Source organism: Amycolatopsis sp. AA4 (assembly GCF_002796545.1).
GTDB lineage: Bacteria > Actinomycetota > Actinomycetes > Mycobacteriales > Pseudonocardiaceae > Amycolatopsis.
Genome location: NZ_CP024894.1, coordinates 8,264,000 through 8,280,663, shown reverse-complemented (window position 1 = coordinate 8,280,663; position 16,664 = coordinate 8,264,000). Strand labels below are relative to the sequence as shown.

The 16,664-nt window shown below is 69.1% G+C and carries 16 protein-coding genes; 12 read left to right on the top strand and 4 right to left on the bottom strand.

The window, feature by feature from the left end; all coding sequences use genetic code 11:
* Nucleotides 1-45 precede the first annotated feature (45 nt).
* Complete coding sequence (gene rph, locus CU254_RS38370) at nucleotides 46-2,637, top strand: rifamycin-inactivating phosphotransferase (RefSeq protein ID WP_009085022.1); 2,592 nt, start codon at nucleotides 46-48, stop codon at nucleotides 2,635-2,637.
* Between the two features lie 97 nt (nucleotides 2,638-2,734).
* A complete protein-coding gene (locus CU254_RS38365) occupies nucleotides 2,735-3,430 on the top strand; it encodes a CAP domain-containing protein (protein WP_199786103.1) in 696 nt (231 codons plus the stop codon).
* On the opposite strand, the gene CU254_RS38360 is transcribed toward CU254_RS38365, so the two are convergent.
* Complete coding sequence (locus CU254_RS38360; protein WP_009085020.1) at nucleotides 3,424-4,416, bottom strand: cation diffusion facilitator family transporter; 993 nt, start codon at nucleotides 4,414-4,416, stop codon at nucleotides 3,424-3,426. The genes CU254_RS38365 and CU254_RS38360 overlap by 7 nt on opposite strands.
* A gap of 155 nt (nucleotides 4,417-4,571) precedes the next feature.
* The gene (locus tag CU254_RS38355; protein WP_009085019.1) at nucleotides 4,572-6,863 is read right to left on the bottom strand and encodes a (Fe-S)-binding protein; all 2,292 of its coding nucleotides are present in this window, start codon (nucleotides 6,861-6,863) and stop codon (nucleotides 4,572-4,574) included.
* Nucleotides 6,864-7,032: 169 nt separating this feature from the next.
* Here CU254_RS38355 and CU254_RS38350 point away from each other — a divergent pair, with 169 nt between their 5' ends.
* Genes CU254_RS38350 through CU254_RS38340 form a run of 3 tightly spaced genes read left to right on the top strand, consistent with a single transcriptional unit; the run spans nucleotide 7,033 to nucleotide 8,364 of the window.
* Nucleotides 7,033-7,359: a multidrug efflux SMR transporter gene (locus CU254_RS38350; RefSeq protein ID WP_037716225.1), complete on the top strand. Its 327-nt coding sequence runs from the start codon at nucleotides 7,033-7,035 to the stop codon at nucleotides 7,357-7,359.
* The gene (locus CU254_RS38345) at nucleotides 7,356-7,916 is read left to right on the top strand and encodes a TetR/AcrR family transcriptional regulator (RefSeq protein ID WP_009085017.1); all 561 of its coding nucleotides are present in this window, start codon (nucleotides 7,356-7,358) and stop codon (nucleotides 7,914-7,916) included. The genes CU254_RS38350 and CU254_RS38345 overlap by 4 nt, the downstream gene beginning before the upstream one ends.
* 22 nt (nucleotides 7,917-7,938) lie before the next feature.
* On the top strand, nucleotides 7,939-8,364 hold the full coding sequence (locus tag CU254_RS38340) for a GNAT family N-acetyltransferase (protein ID WP_009085016.1): 426 nt from the start codon (nucleotides 7,939-7,941) through the stop codon (nucleotides 8,362-8,364).
* A gap of 66 nt (nucleotides 8,365-8,430) precedes the next feature.
* Here the strand turns inward: CU254_RS38340 and CU254_RS38335 are convergent, their stop codons facing one another.
* Nucleotides 8,431-8,970, bottom strand: a complete 540-nt coding sequence (locus tag CU254_RS38335) for a YbhB/YbcL family Raf kinase inhibitor-like protein (RefSeq protein ID WP_009085015.1) — start codon at nucleotides 8,968-8,970, stop codon at nucleotides 8,431-8,433.
* A 173-nt stretch (nucleotides 8,971-9,143) separates the two neighbouring features.
* On the opposite strand from CU254_RS38335, the gene CU254_RS38330 reads away from it, so the two are divergent.
* From CU254_RS38330 to CU254_RS38300, 7 genes are all read left to right on the top strand, one after another.
* On the top strand, nucleotides 9,144-9,920 hold the full coding sequence (locus tag CU254_RS38330; protein ID WP_009085014.1) for a DUF4097 family beta strand repeat-containing protein: 777 nt from the start codon (nucleotides 9,144-9,146) through the stop codon (nucleotides 9,918-9,920).
* A 19-nt stretch (nucleotides 9,921-9,939) separates the two neighbouring features.
* Nucleotides 9,940-10,158 (top strand): hypothetical protein, encoded by a 219-nt coding sequence (locus tag CU254_RS38325; protein ID WP_009085013.1) that lies wholly within the window; start codon nucleotides 9,940-9,942, stop codon nucleotides 10,156-10,158.
* Nucleotides 10,155-11,561: an alpha/beta hydrolase gene (locus tag CU254_RS38320; RefSeq protein ID WP_009085012.1), complete on the top strand. Its 1,407-nt coding sequence runs from the start codon at nucleotides 10,155-10,157 to the stop codon at nucleotides 11,559-11,561. Before CU254_RS38325 ends, CU254_RS38320 begins: the two co-directional genes overlap by 4 nt.
* Nucleotides 11,562-11,748: 187 nt before the next feature.
* The gene (dnaK, locus tag CU254_RS38315; RefSeq protein WP_009085011.1) at nucleotides 11,749-13,614 is read left to right on the top strand and encodes a molecular chaperone DnaK; all 1,866 of its coding nucleotides are present in this window, start codon (nucleotides 11,749-11,751) and stop codon (nucleotides 13,612-13,614) included.
* Entirely contained in the window at nucleotides 13,611-14,318 is a 708-nt protein-coding gene (gene grpE / locus CU254_RS38310; protein WP_009085010.1) for a nucleotide exchange factor GrpE, read from the top strand. Before dnaK ends, grpE begins: the two co-directional genes overlap by 4 nt.
* Nucleotides 14,319-14,351: 33 nt before the next feature.
* Nucleotides 14,352-15,533, top strand: a complete 1,182-nt coding sequence (dnaJ, locus tag CU254_RS38305; protein ID WP_009085009.1) for a molecular chaperone DnaJ — start codon at nucleotides 14,352-14,354, stop codon at nucleotides 15,531-15,533.
* A gap of 5 nt (nucleotides 15,534-15,538) precedes the next feature.
* Nucleotides 15,539-15,973 carry a heat shock protein transcriptional repressor HspR gene (locus CU254_RS38300; protein WP_037718648.1) on the top strand — a complete coding sequence of 145 codons (435 nt, stop codon included), beginning with the start codon at nucleotides 15,539-15,541 and terminating at the stop codon, nucleotides 15,971-15,973.
* A gap of 25 nt (nucleotides 15,974-15,998) precedes the next feature.
* Here CU254_RS38300 and CU254_RS38295 read toward each other — a convergent pair whose 3' ends face one another.
* Nucleotides 15,999-16,589, bottom strand: coding sequence for a TetR family transcriptional regulator (locus CU254_RS38295; protein WP_009085007.1), 591 nt, complete (start codon nucleotides 16,587-16,589; stop codon nucleotides 15,999-16,001).
* Nucleotides 16,590-16,664: the final 75 nt, after the last annotated feature.

Sequence of the window (16,664 nt, the reverse complement as noted above, 5' to 3'; positions counted from 1 at the left end):
GGCGAACGAAAGCCGGGAACGACCACAGACGGGGGAAACGAACGAATGGGCAGCTACGTGCTCGGTCTCCAGGAGATCGACCGGGGGCAGGTCGCGATCGTCGGAGGCAAGGGCGCGCATCTGGGCGAACTCGCGCGGATCGACGGGGTCCGCGTGCCGCCCGGTTTTTGCGTGACGACCGAAGCGTTCGAGCGGATCGTCGGGAACGCGCCGGAACTGGCCGGGCCGCTGGACCGGCTGGCGAACCTGGACCCGGACGACCGGGACGCGATCAGCGCGGGCAGCGCGGAGGTCCGCCAGGCGCTCGAAGCGATCGTCATTCCGGACGATCTGGCGGCGGAGATCACCGGCGCGCTGGTGGACGGACGCGCCTACGCGGTCCGCTCGAGCGCGACCGCGGAAGACCTTCCGGGGGCTTCCTTCGCCGGTCAGCAGGACACCTACCTCAACGTGCTCGGCACCGAGGCGGTTTTGCGGCACGTCAGCCGGTGCTGGGCGTCGCTGTTCACCGAACGCGCGGTGACCTACCGGCTGCGCAACGGTTTTGACCACCGGAAAGTGCACATGGCCGTGGTCGTGCAGGAGATGGTCTTTCCGCGCGCGGCGGGGGTGCTTTTCACCGCCGACCCGGTCACGTCCAACCGGAAGGTCGCCATCGTGGAGGCCAGCTTCGGACTCGGCGAGGCGCTGGTGTCCGGTCTGGTCAACGCCGACAACTACCAGGTGCGCGACGGCGAGATCGTCGACAAGGCGATTTCCGCCAAGCAGCGCGCCATCCTGCCCGTCGAAGGCGGCGGCACCGAAGAGCAGGTGATCGCCGCGGACCAGCAGGAACAGGCCGCGCTGACCGACGACCAGGTGCTGCGGCTCGTGTCCCTCGGCCGCACGATCGAGGCGCATTTCGGCCGTCCGCAGGACATCGAGTGGTGCCTGGCCGAAGACGAGTTCCAGATCGTCCAGAGCCGCCCCATCACCACACTGTTCCCGATTCCCGAGGCCACCGGCGAGGGAAACCGGGTCTACGTTTCCGTCGGCCACCAGCAGATGATGACCGACGCGATGAAGCCGCTGGGCCTGTCGGTCTGGCAGCTGACGACCCCGCGGCCGATGGCCGAGGCGGGCGGGCGGCTGTTCGCGGACGCCACCCCGCTGCTGTCCGTGGCCAAGAGCCGGGCCGGTTTCCTCGCGGTAGCCGGGAAATCCGACCCGCTGATGGGCGACGCGCTGGAGACCGTCCTCTCCCGCGAGGGCTTCCTCCCGCTGTCCGAGGACGACGGACCGGGCGAGCAGGTCCCCGGCGTCGCACCGGCCACGATCGAAACCGATCCGGCCGTCGTCACCGAACTGATCCAGCACAACGAGGCTTCCCTCGCCACGCTGCGGCGCGAAATCGCCGCGAAGTCGGGGAACGAATTGCTCGACTTCCTTTTCGCGGACATCGAGGAAATGCGCCGGATCCTCTTCGATCCGCGCAGCCACCAGGTGTTCACGGCGGCGATGCAGGCGTCCTGGTGGCTGAACGACCACCTGCAGGAGTGGCTCGGCGAAAAGAACGTCGCCGACACGCTCACCCAGTCCGTCCCGCACAACGTCACCGCGGAGATGGGCCTCGCGCTCCTCGACGTCGCGGACGTGCTCCGGGAGCATCCCGAGGTGGTCGCCTTCCTGCAGGACGTCCAAGACAACGGTTTCCTCGACGAGTTGCCCAAGCTGGCCGGCGGCGAGGAATCGCGCGCCGCGATCCAGGGGTACCTCGACAAATACGGCATGCGCTGCGTCGGCGAAATCGACATCACCCGGCCGCGGTGGAGCGAACAGCCGCTCGCGCTGGTGCCGATGTTGTTGTCCAACATCAAAAACTTCGAGCCGGGGGCCGGGAAGCGCCGCTTCGAACAAGGCCGCCAAGAGGCGTTGGACAAGGCGCGGGAAGTGCTGGAACGCTTGCGCGCCTTGCCGGACGGCGAGGCGAAGGCCGAGGAAACCGAGCGGATGATCGAACGGGTCCGCACGTTCACCGGATACCGCGAGTACCCGAAGTACGGCATGGTCAGCCGCTATTTCGGGTACAAGCAAGCCCTGCTGGGCGAGGCTGAACGCTTGGTGGCGGCCGGGGTGCTCGCCGAGCCGGAAGACCTCTTTTTCTTGCGGCTGCAGGAATTCCGCGAGGTGGTGCGGACGAACGAGGTCGACCGCGAGCTGATCCAGCAGCGCAAGGAAGCGTTCCATTCCTACGAATCGCTGACGCCGCCCCGCGTGCTCACCTCCGACGGCGAGGCCGTTTCCGGCAAATACCGCCGCGACGACCTGCCCGAAGGCGCGCTGGTCGGGCTGCCGGTGTCCGCCGGGACCATCGAGGGCCGCGCCCGCGTCATCCTGGACCTCGCCGACGCCGATCTCGAACCGGGCGACATCCTCGTCACGGCGTACACGGATCCGAGCTGGTCCCCGCTGTTCGTCGCGATCACCGGCCTGGTGACCGAGGTGGGCGGCCAGATGACGCACGGCGCGGTGATCGCGCGCGAGTACGGCCTGCCCGCGGTCGTCGGCGTGCAGAACGCCACGCAGCTGATCAAGGACGGACAGCGGATCCGGGTCAATGGCACGGAGGGGTATCTCGAGGTGCTCGACGCTGAGTAGTGGGTGACCGGCCGCTGCGCAATTTGGAGGTAACCGTCGTAATCAGTTCGTGATAGTTTCCGCGGCTGTGTCCTCCATTAGTGTGCGCGTCCGGGTCGTGAGCGTGACTCTCAGTGTGCTTTTCGGGGGTCTCGGAGCAGCAGGTGCGACGTTCGCGCTGCGCTCCGGGCAACTCAGCACACTGAGCGTCGCGGTCCCGGAAACGCGCGACGACGGCGTCTCCGCGGGTGCGTTGCGGCCGTTCGCGGTGTCGCCGGGGTCCACCACGTCGGCGGCCCCGAGCACCGGCGCGCCCGCGATGACGCAGGAACCGTCGTCGGCATCGGGAACCGTCGCGCCGCCTCCTTCGTCACCCGCTCAAGAGTCCAAAGAGGACACTCCGCCGAGCAGCAGCGCGAAGCCCTCGCCCAAGCCGCGCAGCGCGCCGACGCTGGCGGGCCAGGTCCTCGCGCTGGTCAACGACGAGCGGGACAAAGCGGGCTGCGCCCCGGTGACCGAGGAACAGCATCTCGACCAGGCGGCGCAGGGCCACAGCGACGACATGTCCCAGCGCGACTACTTCTCCCACGACACCCTGGAAGGCGAGAGCTTCGCCGACCGCATCACCGCCGCGGGTTATCCCAAGCCGGGCGCGGAAAACATCGCGAAAGGCGCGACCAGCGCGGACCAGGTGATGCAGATGTGGATGAATTCCAGCGGGCACCGCAAGAACATTCTCAACTGCTCGCTGAAGAAGCTGGGCGTCGGTGTCACGACCGACGGCTGGTACTGGACGCAGGACTTCGGTTATTGATTCGGTCGCGGCGGGAGCCCGTACCGGGCCAGCACGGCCGCGCGCAGCTTCGGATCCGTCCGCGGCACCGGCTCGATGAACACCTCCGTGACGTCGGTGAACCGCTCGCTCAGTTCGTCCGCCAGCCGCACGCACGCGTGTTCCAGGTCGGAGGCGCCGAGGGCGTCGTCGAAGTCCACGCGGGCGCACACCAGGACTTGATCGGTGCCCATCAGCATGGTCTGCAAATCCACCAGCGCGTCGATTTCCGGCGCGTCCCCGAGGTGGTCCCGGATGCCCCGGACCAGGCGCGGATCCGCCTGCCTGCCGACCAGCAGACCGCGGTTCGTGCTGCCCAGCAGGTACGCGACGCACGCGAGCAGCACGCCGATGAGGATCGAGGCGATCCCGTCCCACACGTCCGAGCCGGTCAGCTGGTGCAGCCCGATCCCGGCGAACGCGAGCAACAGACCGATCAGCGCGGCCGAGTCCTCGAAGAGCACGGTCTTGGGCGCCGGGTCATCAATCATCCGCAGGTAAGCGAAAAACGACCGCTGTTCGGCCTTCGCGTCGCGACGGACCTGGCGGACCGCCTGCGCCCACGACACCGATTCGAGCGCGAAGGCCAGCCCCAGCACGATGTAGCCGACGATCGGTTTCGTCTGCTCCGCGCCTTCCCCGACAACGGTGGTAAATCCTTCGTACAGCGCGAAAACCGCGCCGGAAGCGAAAATCGAGACCGCGGCGAGCAACGACCAGAAGTAACGCTCCTTGCCGTACCCGAACGGATGGCGGCGATCGGCCGGCCGCTCCGACCGCTTCAACGCGGTGAGCAGCAGGACCTCGGTGATGGTGTCGGCGACCGAATGCGCGGCCTCCGACAACATCGCGCCCGACCCGGTGATGATGCCCGCGACGAGCTTCAGCACCGCGATCGCCAGGTTTACCCCGCCCGCCAGGACCACGGTGAGGGTGCTTTCGCCGCCGCCTTCCGATTCGTCGCTCACGCCGGAAAGACTAACTGCACCGCGGGGTACGCCGCCTGCTGCAAGCGGCCACGACGAGGACTGATACGCGCGCGACCAGCACCGACTGTTCGCGTCTCGCAAACGAAACGGCCCCTGGCATCCGCGAATGCCAGGGGCCGTCTTCAGGGAGAAACTCAGTCGTCGCCCTCCGGCAACGGCGTTCCGGTCGGCTTCTCGTCCGTCGGGACGTCCGGCTTGGCCGACAGTTCCGCGTCCGATTCGTCCAGCGACGGTGCGCCCGAAGCGACCAGGGCCGGCTCCGGCTTGCGCTTCACCGCCGTCAGCAGCAGCTGCGCGACGTCCACGACCTCGACCTTCTCGCTCGCCAGGCCGTCGCTCTGGCGCGAGGTGACGCCGTCGGTGAGCATCACGCGGCAGAACGGGCAGCCGGTCGCGATCTTCGACGGGGCGGTGCCGAGCGCCTCGTCCACGCGCTCGACGTTGATCCGCTTGCCGATCTTCTCTTCCATCCACATCCGCGCGCCGCCCGCGCCGCAGCACATCGAGCGGTCGCCGTGCCGCGGCATTTCGCGCAGCTGCGCACCGGACGCGCCGACCAGCTCGCGCGGAGCGTCGTAGACCTTGTTGTGCCGGCCCAGGTAGCAGGGGTCGTGGTAGGTGACGTCCTCGGCGACCGGCGCGACCGGCGTCAGGTGCTTCTCCCGCACCAGGCGGTTGAGCAGCTGCGTGTGGTGCACGACGTCGAACTGGCCGCCCAGCTCCGGGTACTCGTTGGCGAGCGTGTTGAAGCAGTGCGCACAGGTGACGACCACCTTGCGCGCCTTGCGTTCCCGGCCCTCGAACACCGAGTTCAGCACCTCGACGTTCTGCTGCGCCAGCATCTGGAACAGGAACTCGTTGCCCGCGCGGCGAGCCGGGTCACCGGTGCAGGACTCCTCCGAACCGAGCACGGTGTACTTGACGCCCGCGATGTGCAGCAGCTCGGCCACCGCGCGCGTGGTCTTCTTCGCGCGGTCCTCGAACGCGCCGGCGCAGCCGACCCAGAACAGGTACTCCGCGTCGCCCAGGTCGCCGTCGAAGACCGGGACCTCGAAGTCGAGGTCCTCCGTCCACTGCAGGCGGTCCTTGGCGTTCTGGCCCCACGGGTTGCCCTTGTTCTCCAGGTTCTTGAACATGCCGTTCAGCTCCGTGGGGAACGACGACTCGATCATCACCTGGTAGCGGCGCATGTCGACGATGTGGTCGACGTGCTCGATGTCGACCGGGCACTGTTCGACGCACGCGCCGCAGGAGGTGCAGGACCACAGGACGTCCGGGTCGATGACGCCGCCGTCGTCGCCGACGAGCGCCTTCTGCGACTCAGCGATCGCGAGGACGTCGATGCCCGCGTACATGTTGTCCCCGGACAGGCCGATCTCATCGCCAGCCATGTCGCGCTTGCCGCCCGCGAGCAGGTACGGGGCCTTCGCGTAGGCGTGGTCGCGAAGCTGCGTGATGAGCAGCTTCGGCGACAGCGGCTTGCCGGTGTTCCACGCCGGGCACTGCGACTGGCAACGGCCGCATTCGGTGCAGGTGGAGAAGTCCAGCCAGCCCTTCCAGCTGAAGTCCTCGATCTTGCCGACGCCGAAGGTGTCCTCGTCCGGGTCGGCCTCTTCGAGGTCGAGCACCTTGCCCTTGCTCATCATCGGCTTGACCGCGCCGAGCGCGACGCCGCCGTCGGCCTCGCGCTTGAAGTAGATGTTGAAGAACGCGCTGAACCGGTGCCAGGCGATGCCCATGGTCATCGTGCGGGCCACGACGATCAGCCACACCGTGGCGCTCATCAGCTTGATGAAGGCGAACACCGACACCAGCGCCGCGCTCGAGGGCAGCAGCTCGCTGAGCGGGTTCGACACGAACGCGGCCCAGGTCGGCGTCTCGTGGACGTGCATCGCGGCCTTGCCCGCGCGCACGCCGATGATGCCGATGCCCTCGACGATCACCACGGCCTCGACGAAGTAGGCCCACTTGAAGTTCGAGCCCGCGAACCGCGACAGCCGGTCGGCCCGGCGCGGGTGGTTCAGCTGCCGGATGATCGCGAGCGCGACGCCGCCGACGACCGTGCCGACGCCCAGCAGCTCCATCAGGAGGCTCCACAGCGACCAGTCCTCGAGGATCGGCCAGCCCCAGGTCGGGACGAACACCTCGCCGTAGGCCTCGAACAGCGCGAGCGACCCGATCAGGAAGCCCCACATGACCAGCCAGTGCCACGGGGCGACCTGGCGGAACTTCGCCATGCGGGTGTGCGCCGCGAACTCCTTGATCAGGGTCATCAAGCGCGGCATGAACGGGCCGTTGCGCGTCGCGTCCGGCTGGCCGAGCTTGATCACCCGCACGAAGCGGGCAATGGTCGCGATGAACATTCCCCAGGCGACGATGCCCAGGAGGACGGAAATCCCCCCGAGCGTCAGCTGTACAGCGCCCATCGTCGGGTGCCTTTCGTCCGGTGTGGTGGTGCCGCCGCGCGAGCGCGCCGGTGCCGAGCAGGGTAACGCTTCTTACTGATGGGTAACCGGTCCACCGGCCCCAAGTCCCACCGATGTGGTGCACGCCTCGCTGGCAAGTGGGACGATCGTTCAGGTACTTTCTTCAGGTATGGGTGCTTACTTGTACCTCGCTTTGGCCATCGCCGCAGAAGTGACCGCCACGGTTTCGCTCAAACTCTCCGAGGGCTTCTCCAAGGTGACGCCCTCGATTTTCGTGGTCGTCGGGTACGGCTTGGCCTTCTTCGCGCTGTCGCGGGTGCTGAAGCTCGGGCTGCCGATCGGGGTGGTCTACGCGGTCTGGGCCGCGGCGGGCGTGGCGCTGGTCGCGCTGGTCGGCGTGCTGTTCCTGAAGGAACCGATCAACCTGGCGATCATCGCCGGGCTGGTCCTCGTGATCGGCGGGGTGGTGCTCATCGAGGTCGGGAGCCAGTCGTGAAAATCCAGACCGACGGCCGCAAGGCCCGCGGCGAGAAGCGGCGGACGGAGATCATCGAAGCGACCCTGCGGGTGATCGAACGCGACGGCGTCGCCGGGGTCACGCACCGCACGGTCGCGGCCGAGGCCGGCGTGCCGACGACGTCCACGACGTATCACTTCTCCTCGCTGGACGACCTGCTCGTGGCGACGCTCATCTCGTGCGCGCGGGACATGGCGACCGAGGTGTACTGGATGATCGACCGCGCCCGGTCGCGCGGCAGCCGCGGGGCGGAGGAGGTGGCCGGGCTGCTCGCGGAGGCGCTTGGACCGCGCCGCGGGCGCACAATGGCGGAGTACGAGCTGTACCTGCTGGCCGCGCGCAAGCCTGAACTGCGCCCGGCGGCGCGGCGGTGGCTGGATGTGCTGACGTCGATGGTCCGGCACGACGACGAGGTCGCGTTCCGGGTGTTCCTCGCGGGCATCGACGGCCTGCTGATCCAGGGGTTGATCGACGACGAGCCGCCGTCCGCGGAGGAGCTGCGTCCGGTGGTGGATTACTTGCTCAAACCCGCTTGACCGCGCTGATTACCTTGCCGCTATGAGGACTGTGGGTGCTTACGAGCTGGACGACGACGTCGCCCGGGTGGATCTCGACGTGGTGTGGGAGTTCCTGTCCGGGGAGGCGTACTGGGCCCGGTGGCGGACGCGGGAACACGTCGAGCAGCAGGTGCGGACGGCTTGGCGGGTGGTCGGGGCGTACGACGCGGCGAGCGGCCGCCAGGTGGGCTTCGCGCGAGCGTTTTCGGACGGGGTCGCGATGGCGTACCTCGCGGACGTGTTCGTCGTGGCCGACGCGCGCGGCGCGGGGCTGGGCAAGGAACTCGTGCGCGAGATGATCGACCACGGGCCGGGGGCGAACTTCCGGTGGATGCTGCACACGTCGGACGCGCACGAGCTGTACCGGAAGTTCGGCTTCGCGGAGCATGAGCAGGGGCGGTACCTGGAACGCGAGGCGGTTCGCTGACCGCGGGCGCCAGTCCTCTTAGGACGGTTGCGTGGGGCCGGCGACGCCCGGCCCCACCGCGAAACCTCAGCCCTTGTTCTCGTAAACCGGCACCAGCCGAGCCCGCCCCAGCGTGTGTCCGAACATGTTGAACCCCAGGAACGCCGGCGTAGCGTCCTCCGGAACGTCCAGCGTCTCCACGTCCAGCGCGTGCACCACGAAGAAGTACCGGTGCGGCCCGTGTCCGGGAGGCGGCGCGGCGCCCAGGTACTGCCGGACCCCGCCGTCCCCCTTGAGCGTGACCGCGCCCGAAGGCAGTCCCGACCCCGCGGCGTCACCGGCGCCGGCGGGCAGCGAGGTCACCGAAGCCGGGATGTTGAACACCGCCCAGTGCCAGAAGCCGCTGGCCGTCGGGGCGTCCGGGTCGTAGACCGTGATCGCGAAGCTGCGGGTGCCTTCCGGGAAGCCTTCCCACGACAGCTGCGGCGAACGGTCCTCGCCGCCGGCGCCGAAGATGCCCGACAGGTGCTGCTGGGCCAGGGTTTCGTCGTCGGCGATGTCCGTGCTGTGCAGCATGAACGACGGAACCGACGGCAGGTAGTCGTACGGATTGGGCGGCTGGGGCATGGGCTCCTCCTGATCGACTGGGCATCAACGGGGCTCTCCGGCCGCCAGGTTAGGACCCTGGCCCGTCGGTCGCCGCCTCAGGGATGTTTCGGGGGGTTTACCGGATGTCCCCGGGGTCCCTCTCCTTCTAACGTCACTCGGGACAGCCGAGAGTGGTACTGAGGGGAACTGACATGGCACGCCCGCTTCTGGCACTGGCCGGCATCGCGGTGATCGGCGTTGGGGTGGCGATCGGATTCGGCGGGTGGGGGTTCGGGTCCACGGTTTCCCGCGACGCGACGCTGGCGCAGGAGATCCGCGGGGTGAAGCTCGAGAACGGTTCCGGCGACGTGCGCATCCGCACCGCTTCCGGCGCGGCTCGCGTGCACCAGACCCTGCGCTACCACTTCAGCGGCCAGCCCGGCGACGCCTACCGCGTCGAGGGCGACCAGCTCGTCGTCACCGACTGCGGCCGCAACTGCACCGCCGACCTGGAGCTGGTCGTCCCGGCGGGCATCCCGGTCACCGGCAGCTCCGATTCCGGCACGCTGGACTTCGCGGGCGTCGGCAGCGTCGACGTCACCGCCGATTCCGGGAGCGCGCAGGTGCAGGACGTGCCGGGGCGGGTCAAGCTCCAGCTGGACAGCGGCGCGGCCGAACTGCACAACGTCGGCGAGGTCTGGGTGCACAGCCAGTCCGGCCGGATCGAGGGCGACGGACTGCGCGGGCCGGTCGACGTTTCCGCGGGCAGCGGGCGGATCGAGCTCAGCCTGACCCAGCCCAGCAACGTCAAGGCGCGGGCCGACTCCGGCCGGATCGCGGTGACCGTGCCGCGCAGCGGGTCCTACCAGGTCACCGGCACCAGCGAGAGCGGGCACCGCAGCATCGACATTCCGCAGAACTCAGGTCCGGACGCGAAGACGCTCGAGCTGAACACGGACAGCGGCAGCGTCACCGTCAAGGCCGTCTGAAGGGGAGAACAGACACATCATGCGCACACTCGAAAAGCGGCTGCTGGCCGCGGTGCTGGCGGGCGCGGTGGGGGCGTTCGCGATCACCGCGGCGCTCGGCCACTCGCCTGAACCGCAGGCCACGACGCCGGTCGCGGTGGTGGAAATCCCGGTGCGGCAAGGGATGGTCCAGAACGCGGAGGCGGTCGTGCTCCGCACTTCGGCCGACGACCGGACGGGGCAGGTGCGCCGGGCATGAACCTGGCCGCTGCCGCGCTGACCTTGCTTCCGCTGGTCAGCGCACCGACGCCGGCGTTGCCCTGGACGCCGTGCGGGACCCAGCAGGAACCGACCGCGCAATGCGCCCAGATCGAGGTGCCGATCGACCGCGCCCATCCGGAAACCGGCACCGCGCATATCCCGCTCACCCGGCTGCCTGCCGTCGACCCGAAGCACCGGGTCGGGTCGCTGCTGGTCAACCCGGGCGGACCGGGCGGCTCCGGCGTCGGCTTCGTGCGCTTCGGCGGACTCAACACGAAGGTCATCGGCTCGGCACGGGAACCGTTGCGGGACCGCTTCGACATCATCGGCTTCGATCCGCGTGGCGTGTGGTTCAGCGATCCGAAGATCAGCTGTGACCAAGCGAAGCTGTACGACCCGAAGATCGGCCTCTTCCCCAGCACGCGCCAGCAGTACGACGCGTTCGTCGCGCACAACCGCGCGGCGGGCGAGGACTGTCTCGCCAAGACCGGCCCGATGCTCGGGGACGTCGACACCCAAAGCGCCGCCGAGGACATCGACGCGATCCGCGGCGCGCTCGGCGAGCAGAAGATCTCGTGGCTCGGCGTCTCGTACGGCACTGAACTGGGCGCGGTCTACGCCTCGAAGCATCCGGACCGGGTGCGCACGATGGTGCTCGACGGCGCGGTGGACCACTCCCGGCCGATGCGGCAGGCGATGGTCGAGGAAGCCGCTGCCACCGAGGACGCGCTGCTGCGGTTCGCCGCGTGGTGCGACCGCTCGACCGACTGTGCGTTGCACGGCAAGAACGCGCTCGCCCGCTATGACGACCTCGTCACCCACGGCGCGTACGCGAAAGCGTTGGGCCGCAAGGCAACCGGCGAGGAGCTGGCCTCCGGTGCGTACGGCCACCTCTACCTTCCGGCCGAGTGGCCGACCCTGAGCCGCGCGCTGGCGGACCCGGACGCGAGCGCGCTCGCGACCAGTTCGCAGTTCGCGAGCGACACCTACGGCGCGTACCGCTCCATCGGCTGCCAGGACTTCCCGTCGCCGTTCACCGGACTGGCGGACCTGCGCGCGACCGCCTGGGCGATCCGCGCGGTCGCCCCGCACAGCTGGCGCTACAGCGAGTACTGGGATCTCTCCGCGGGCTGCACCGGCTGGCCGCTTCCCGCGCTGAACCCGCCGCAGCCGCATCCGGTGCGCGGAGCCCCGCCGATCCTCGTCGTGGGCGGGGCGCACGACCCCGCGACGCCGCTGCCGTGGGCGCACGGGCTCGCCGCGAGCATCGACGGATCGACGCTGCTCACGTACCTCGGAGACGGCCACACCGGGCTGCTCAACTCCGAATGCGTGCGGCGTGCCGAGGCCGGCTACCTGGTGAGTGGCGTCACACCACCGCGGGGCGAATTCTGCGGGTGAACCCGGGAACAAGACCGGGGGTCCCGCCGTTATCCTGGATGCAAGGTTGAGTGCAGTCGGCTCAAGTCTGGTGGACCAGGCCGTGCGCGAGACCTCGAGAACCTGCTAAGAAGGTACTCAAGAGTGCCTCGAAACCGCAGGTCACGAACATAGCAGCTACCCAGTCCAGAACACGAGAGGAACCACCATGGCGCGAGCGGTCGGCATCGACCTCGGCACGACCAACTCGGTCGTCGCCGTCCTTGAGGGCGGCGAGCCGACGGTCATCGCCAACTCGGAAGGCTCCCGTACCACCCCGTCCATCGTCGCCTTCGCCAAGAACGGCGAGGTGCTCACCGGTCAGCCGGCGAAGAACCAGGCCGTCACGAACGTCGACCGCACGATCCGGTCCGTGAAGCGGCACATCGGCACCGACTGGAAGACCGAGATCGACGGCAAGGCCTACACGCCGCAGGAGATCAGCGCGCGCGTGCTGATGAAGCTCAAGCGCGACGCGGAGGCGTACCTGGGCGAGGAGATCACCGACGCGGTGATCACCGTCCCGGCGTACTTCGAGGACGCGCAGCGCCAGGCCACCAAGGAGGCCGGCCAGATCGCCGGCCTGAACGTGCTCCGGATCGTGAACGAGCCGACCGCGGCCGCGCTGGCCTACGGCCTGGACAAGGGCGAGAAGGAACAGACCATCCTGGTCTTCGACCTCGGCGGCGGCACGTTCGACGTCTCGCTGCTGGAGATCGGCGAGGGCGTCGTGGAGGTGCGCGCCACCTCGGGTGACAACCACCTGGGCGGCGACGACTGGGACGAGCGCATCGTCACCTGGCTGGTCGACAAGTTCAAGGCCGCCAACGGCATCGACCTGACCAAGGACAAGATGGCGCTGCAGCGCATCCGCGAGGCGGCGGAGAAGGCGAAGATCGAGCTGTCCAGCTCCAACTCCGCCAGCATCAACCTGCCCTACATCACGGTGGACGCGGACAAGAACCCGCTGTTCCTCGACGAGACGCTGTCGCGCGCCGAGTTCCAGAAGATCACCTCGGACCTGCTGGACCGCACCAAGGCCCCGTTCAACAACGTCATCCGCGACGCGGGCATCTCGGTCGGCGACATCGACCACGTCGTGCTCGTCGGCGGTTCCACCCGCATGCCCGCGGTGGCCGAGCTGGTCAAGGAGCTGACCGGCGGCCGCGAGCCGAACAAGGGCGTGAACCCGGACGAGGTCGTCGCCGTGGGCGCCGCGCTGCAGGCCGGCGTGCTCAAGGGCGAGGTCAAGGACGTCCTGCTGCTCGACGTGACCCCGCTGTCGCTGGGCATCGAGACCAAGGGCGGCGTCTTCACCAAGCTGATCGAGCGCAACACCACGATCCCGACCAAGCGGTCCGAGATCTTCTCGACGGCGGACGACAACCAGCCGTCGGTGCAGATCCAGGTGTTCCAGGGCGAGCGCGAGATCGCCGCGGCGAACAAGAAGCTCGGCATGTTCGAGCTGACCGGCCTTCCGCCCGCCCCGCGCGGCGTGCCGCAGATCGAGGTCACCTTCGACATCGACGCCAACGGCATCGTGCACGTGACCGCGAAGGACCTCGGCACGAACAAGGAGCAGTCGATGACGATCACCGGCGGCTCCGCGCTGCCGAAGGACGACATCGAGCGCATGGTCAAGGACGCCGAGGCGCACGCCGAGGAAGACAAGAAGCGCCGCGAGGAAGCGGAGACCCGCAACCAGGCGGAGACGCTGGTCTACCAGACCGAGAAGTTCGTCAAGGACAACGACGACAAGCTGCCCGAGGACCTCAAGGGCAAGGTGAAGACCGCGATCGACGAGGCGAACGAGGCGCTCAAGGGCACCGACTCGGCCAAGATCCGCGAGTCCATCGAGAAGCTGAACACCGCTTCGCAGGAGATGGGCAGCGCGCTGTACGCGAACGCGGGCGCGGCCGGTGCCGAGGGCGCTCCGGGCGCTGAGGGCGCGGCCGGTGCCGCGGGCGACGCTCCGAAGTCGAAGGCGGACGACGTGGTCGACGCCGAGATCGTGGAAGAGGACGAGAAGAAGTGACCCCCCGCCACTCCGAGACCGAGGGCACTGGCCCCGAGGAACCGGTAGTCGTGCGGGATCGGCGACGGGTGGACCCGCAGACCGGCGAGGTCCGCCCGCCGGCCGCGGAGGAAACTCCGGCCGGTGAGGAGCCCGCGCAGCACGCGGGCCCCTCGCTGGGCGATTCCGTGGACGAAGCCGTTCCGGCCGCCTCCGACATCGAAAAGCAACTGTCCGAGCGCACTGCCGACCTGCAGCGTCTGCAGGCGGAGTACGCGAACTACCGCAAGCGGGTCGACCGCGACCGCGAGGCCGTGGTGCAGGGCGCGAAGGCGTCCGTGGTCGGCGATCTGCTTCCGCTGCTGGACGACCTCCAGCGCGCGGAGCAGCACGGCGACCTCACCGGCGCGTTCAAGGCGGTGGCCGACAAGCTGGTCTCCAGCCTGGAGCGGTCCGGCCTGGAAGCGTTCGGCACCGAGGGCGAAGAGTTCGACCCGAGCATTCACGAGGCCGTGCAGCACAACACGTCCCCGGACGTGAAGGGCCCGACGGTCACCCTCGTGATGCGCCGCGGCTACCGCTTCGGAGAACGGGTGCTGCGGGCGGCGCTGGTCGGCGTGACCGACCACGAGCCCGGCGAAGCCCCGGCGGAGCAGCCGGTCGATCCGCCGGTCGGCGGCGAACTGCCGCTCGACGGTTCGGTCGATGAGTCCGGCCAGCAGTAACAATCGGTTTGCAGCGAAAGGAGGAGACACCCGATGAGTGCTCGGGAGTGGATCGGCAAGGACTTCTACAAAGAGCTGGGTGTCTCCTCCGACGCGACCGCGGACGAGATCAAGAAGGCCTACCGCAAGCTGGCCAAGGAAAACCACCCGGACGCCAACGCGGGCAACACCGCGGCCGAGAACAAGTTCAAGGCCGTGTCCGAGGCGTACGGCGTGCTGTCCGATCCGGCCAAGCGCAAGGAGTATGACGAGGCGCGCACGCTCTTCGGCTCCGGCGGCGCGGGCGGTTTCGGCGGCTTCCCGGGCGGCGGCGCGGGCGGGTTCGACATGAGCGACCTGTTCAACCAGGCCGGCGCGCAGGGTCAGCAGGGCGGCTTCGGCGGGCTCGGCGACATCCTGGGCGGCATCTTCGGGCGCGGCCGCGGCGGTGCCGCCGGTGCCACGGCGAACCGGCCGCAGCGCGGCGCGGACGTCGAGACCGACGTGCGGATCGACTTCCTCGAGTCGGTCAAGGGCGCGACGCTGCCGTTGCGGCTGTCGAGCCCGGCGACCTGCTCCACCTGCGGCGGCAACGGCGCGAAGCCGGGCACCTCGCCGCGGATCTGCCCGACCTGCAGCGGGTCCGGGCTGGTCAGCCGCAGCCAGGGCGCGTTCGCGTTCTCCGAGCCGTGCCAGGACTGCCGCGGCCGGGGCAAGATCATCGACGACCCGTGCCCGGAGTGCGGCGGCGAGGGCATCAGCACCCGCACCCGCACGCTCACCGTGCGCATCCCGCCGGGCGTGAAGGACGACCAGCGGATCCGGCTGGCCGGACAGGGCGAACCCGGCCGGGGCGGCGCGCAGGCGGGCGACCTGTACGTGCGCGTGCACGTGGCCCCGCACAAGCTGTTCGGGCGCAAGGACCTCAACCTCACGCTCACCGTGCCGGTGGACTTCACCGAACTCGCGCTGGGCACCACCGTCACGGTGCCGACGCTCGAGGGCAAGGTGTCGCTGAAGGTGCCCGCGGGCACCGCGAGCGGACGAGTGTTGCGAGTGCGCGGAAAGGGCATTCAGAAGCGGGACGGCGCGCAGGGCGACCTGCTGGTCACGCTCGAGGCGGCGGTCCCGGCGAAACTCGACGACAAGGCGCGGTCGGCACTCGAGGCCTACGCCGAGGCGATGAAGGGCCACGACCCGCGCCCTGAGATCACCGAGTTGCTCGAAGGCAGGTGAGGGTGATGTTCGGCGGTAATCCGGGACTCCCGCACGGCGCGGACGAGGACACCCCGGTGTTCGTGATTTCGGTGGCGGCCCAGCTTTCCGGGCTGCACGCGCAGACGCTGCGCTCCTACGACCGGCACGGCCTGGTCTCGCCCGGCCGCACCGCCGGCGGCGGACGGCGTTACTCGCTGCGCGACATCGCGCTGCTGCGCGAGGTCCAGCGCCTCTCGCAGGAGGACGGGGTCAACCTGTCCGGCATCAAGCGCATCATCGAACTGGAGAACCAGGTCGACGCGCTGCAGTCCCGGGTGCACGAGCTGACCGAGGAACTCGCCGCCGCCTACGCGGCCGCCGAACAGGCCGCCGCCGCGGTGCACGCTTCCTATCGCAAGGATTTGGTGCCGCTGCGGCAGAACACGTCGCTGGTGGTGTGGAAGCCCAAGCGCCGCTGAGCTTTTCGCGCACGGCCCTCTCGCGTTACGACGCGGGAGGGCTTTGTGCTGTCCGGACTTCTGCGCCGAGCGTGCGCAGATCGGCGAACGCCTCGGTCAGATAGTCGTCCAATTCTCGCGTCGGGTCGCTGATCCAGGCCTGCGTGGCGTGCTGGAACGTCGCCCATCCGGCGTGGGCGGCCAACCGCGCCAGCCGATCCTCGACGCCGCGCTGCCGCAACGCTTCCGCGAGTGCCTCGGCGAGCGTCGCGGCCTTGGCCAGATTGCGTTCGCGCAGGGTCGGAGTCGCCGCGATCAGGTCGCGCCGGGGCTCGGCGAACGGGAGGTTGCGCTCCATGATCCGCCCCGCCTTGCGGAAGGCGCGCAGCAGGATTTCCAGCGGGGCCAGGCCTTCCGGGGCTTCGGCGACCGACTTCGTCAGGTCGTCGCGCAGGTCGGCTTCCCCGTCGAAGAGCACCTCGCGCTTGTCCGGGAAATGCCGGAAGAACGTGCGCTCGGTGACGCCTGCCCGGGCCGCGATCTCCGCGGTGGTCGTCTTGTCGAACCCGTTTTCCCGGTACAGCTCCAGCGCCGCCTGCTTGAGGCGGCTGCGCGCTTCTGCTCCGCTCCGTGGCACGTCGTGAGCCTACCCGGAGTTCGCGACAGTGACTGACACCACATTGCGTCAGTCACTGTCGTTACGCGTAGAGTC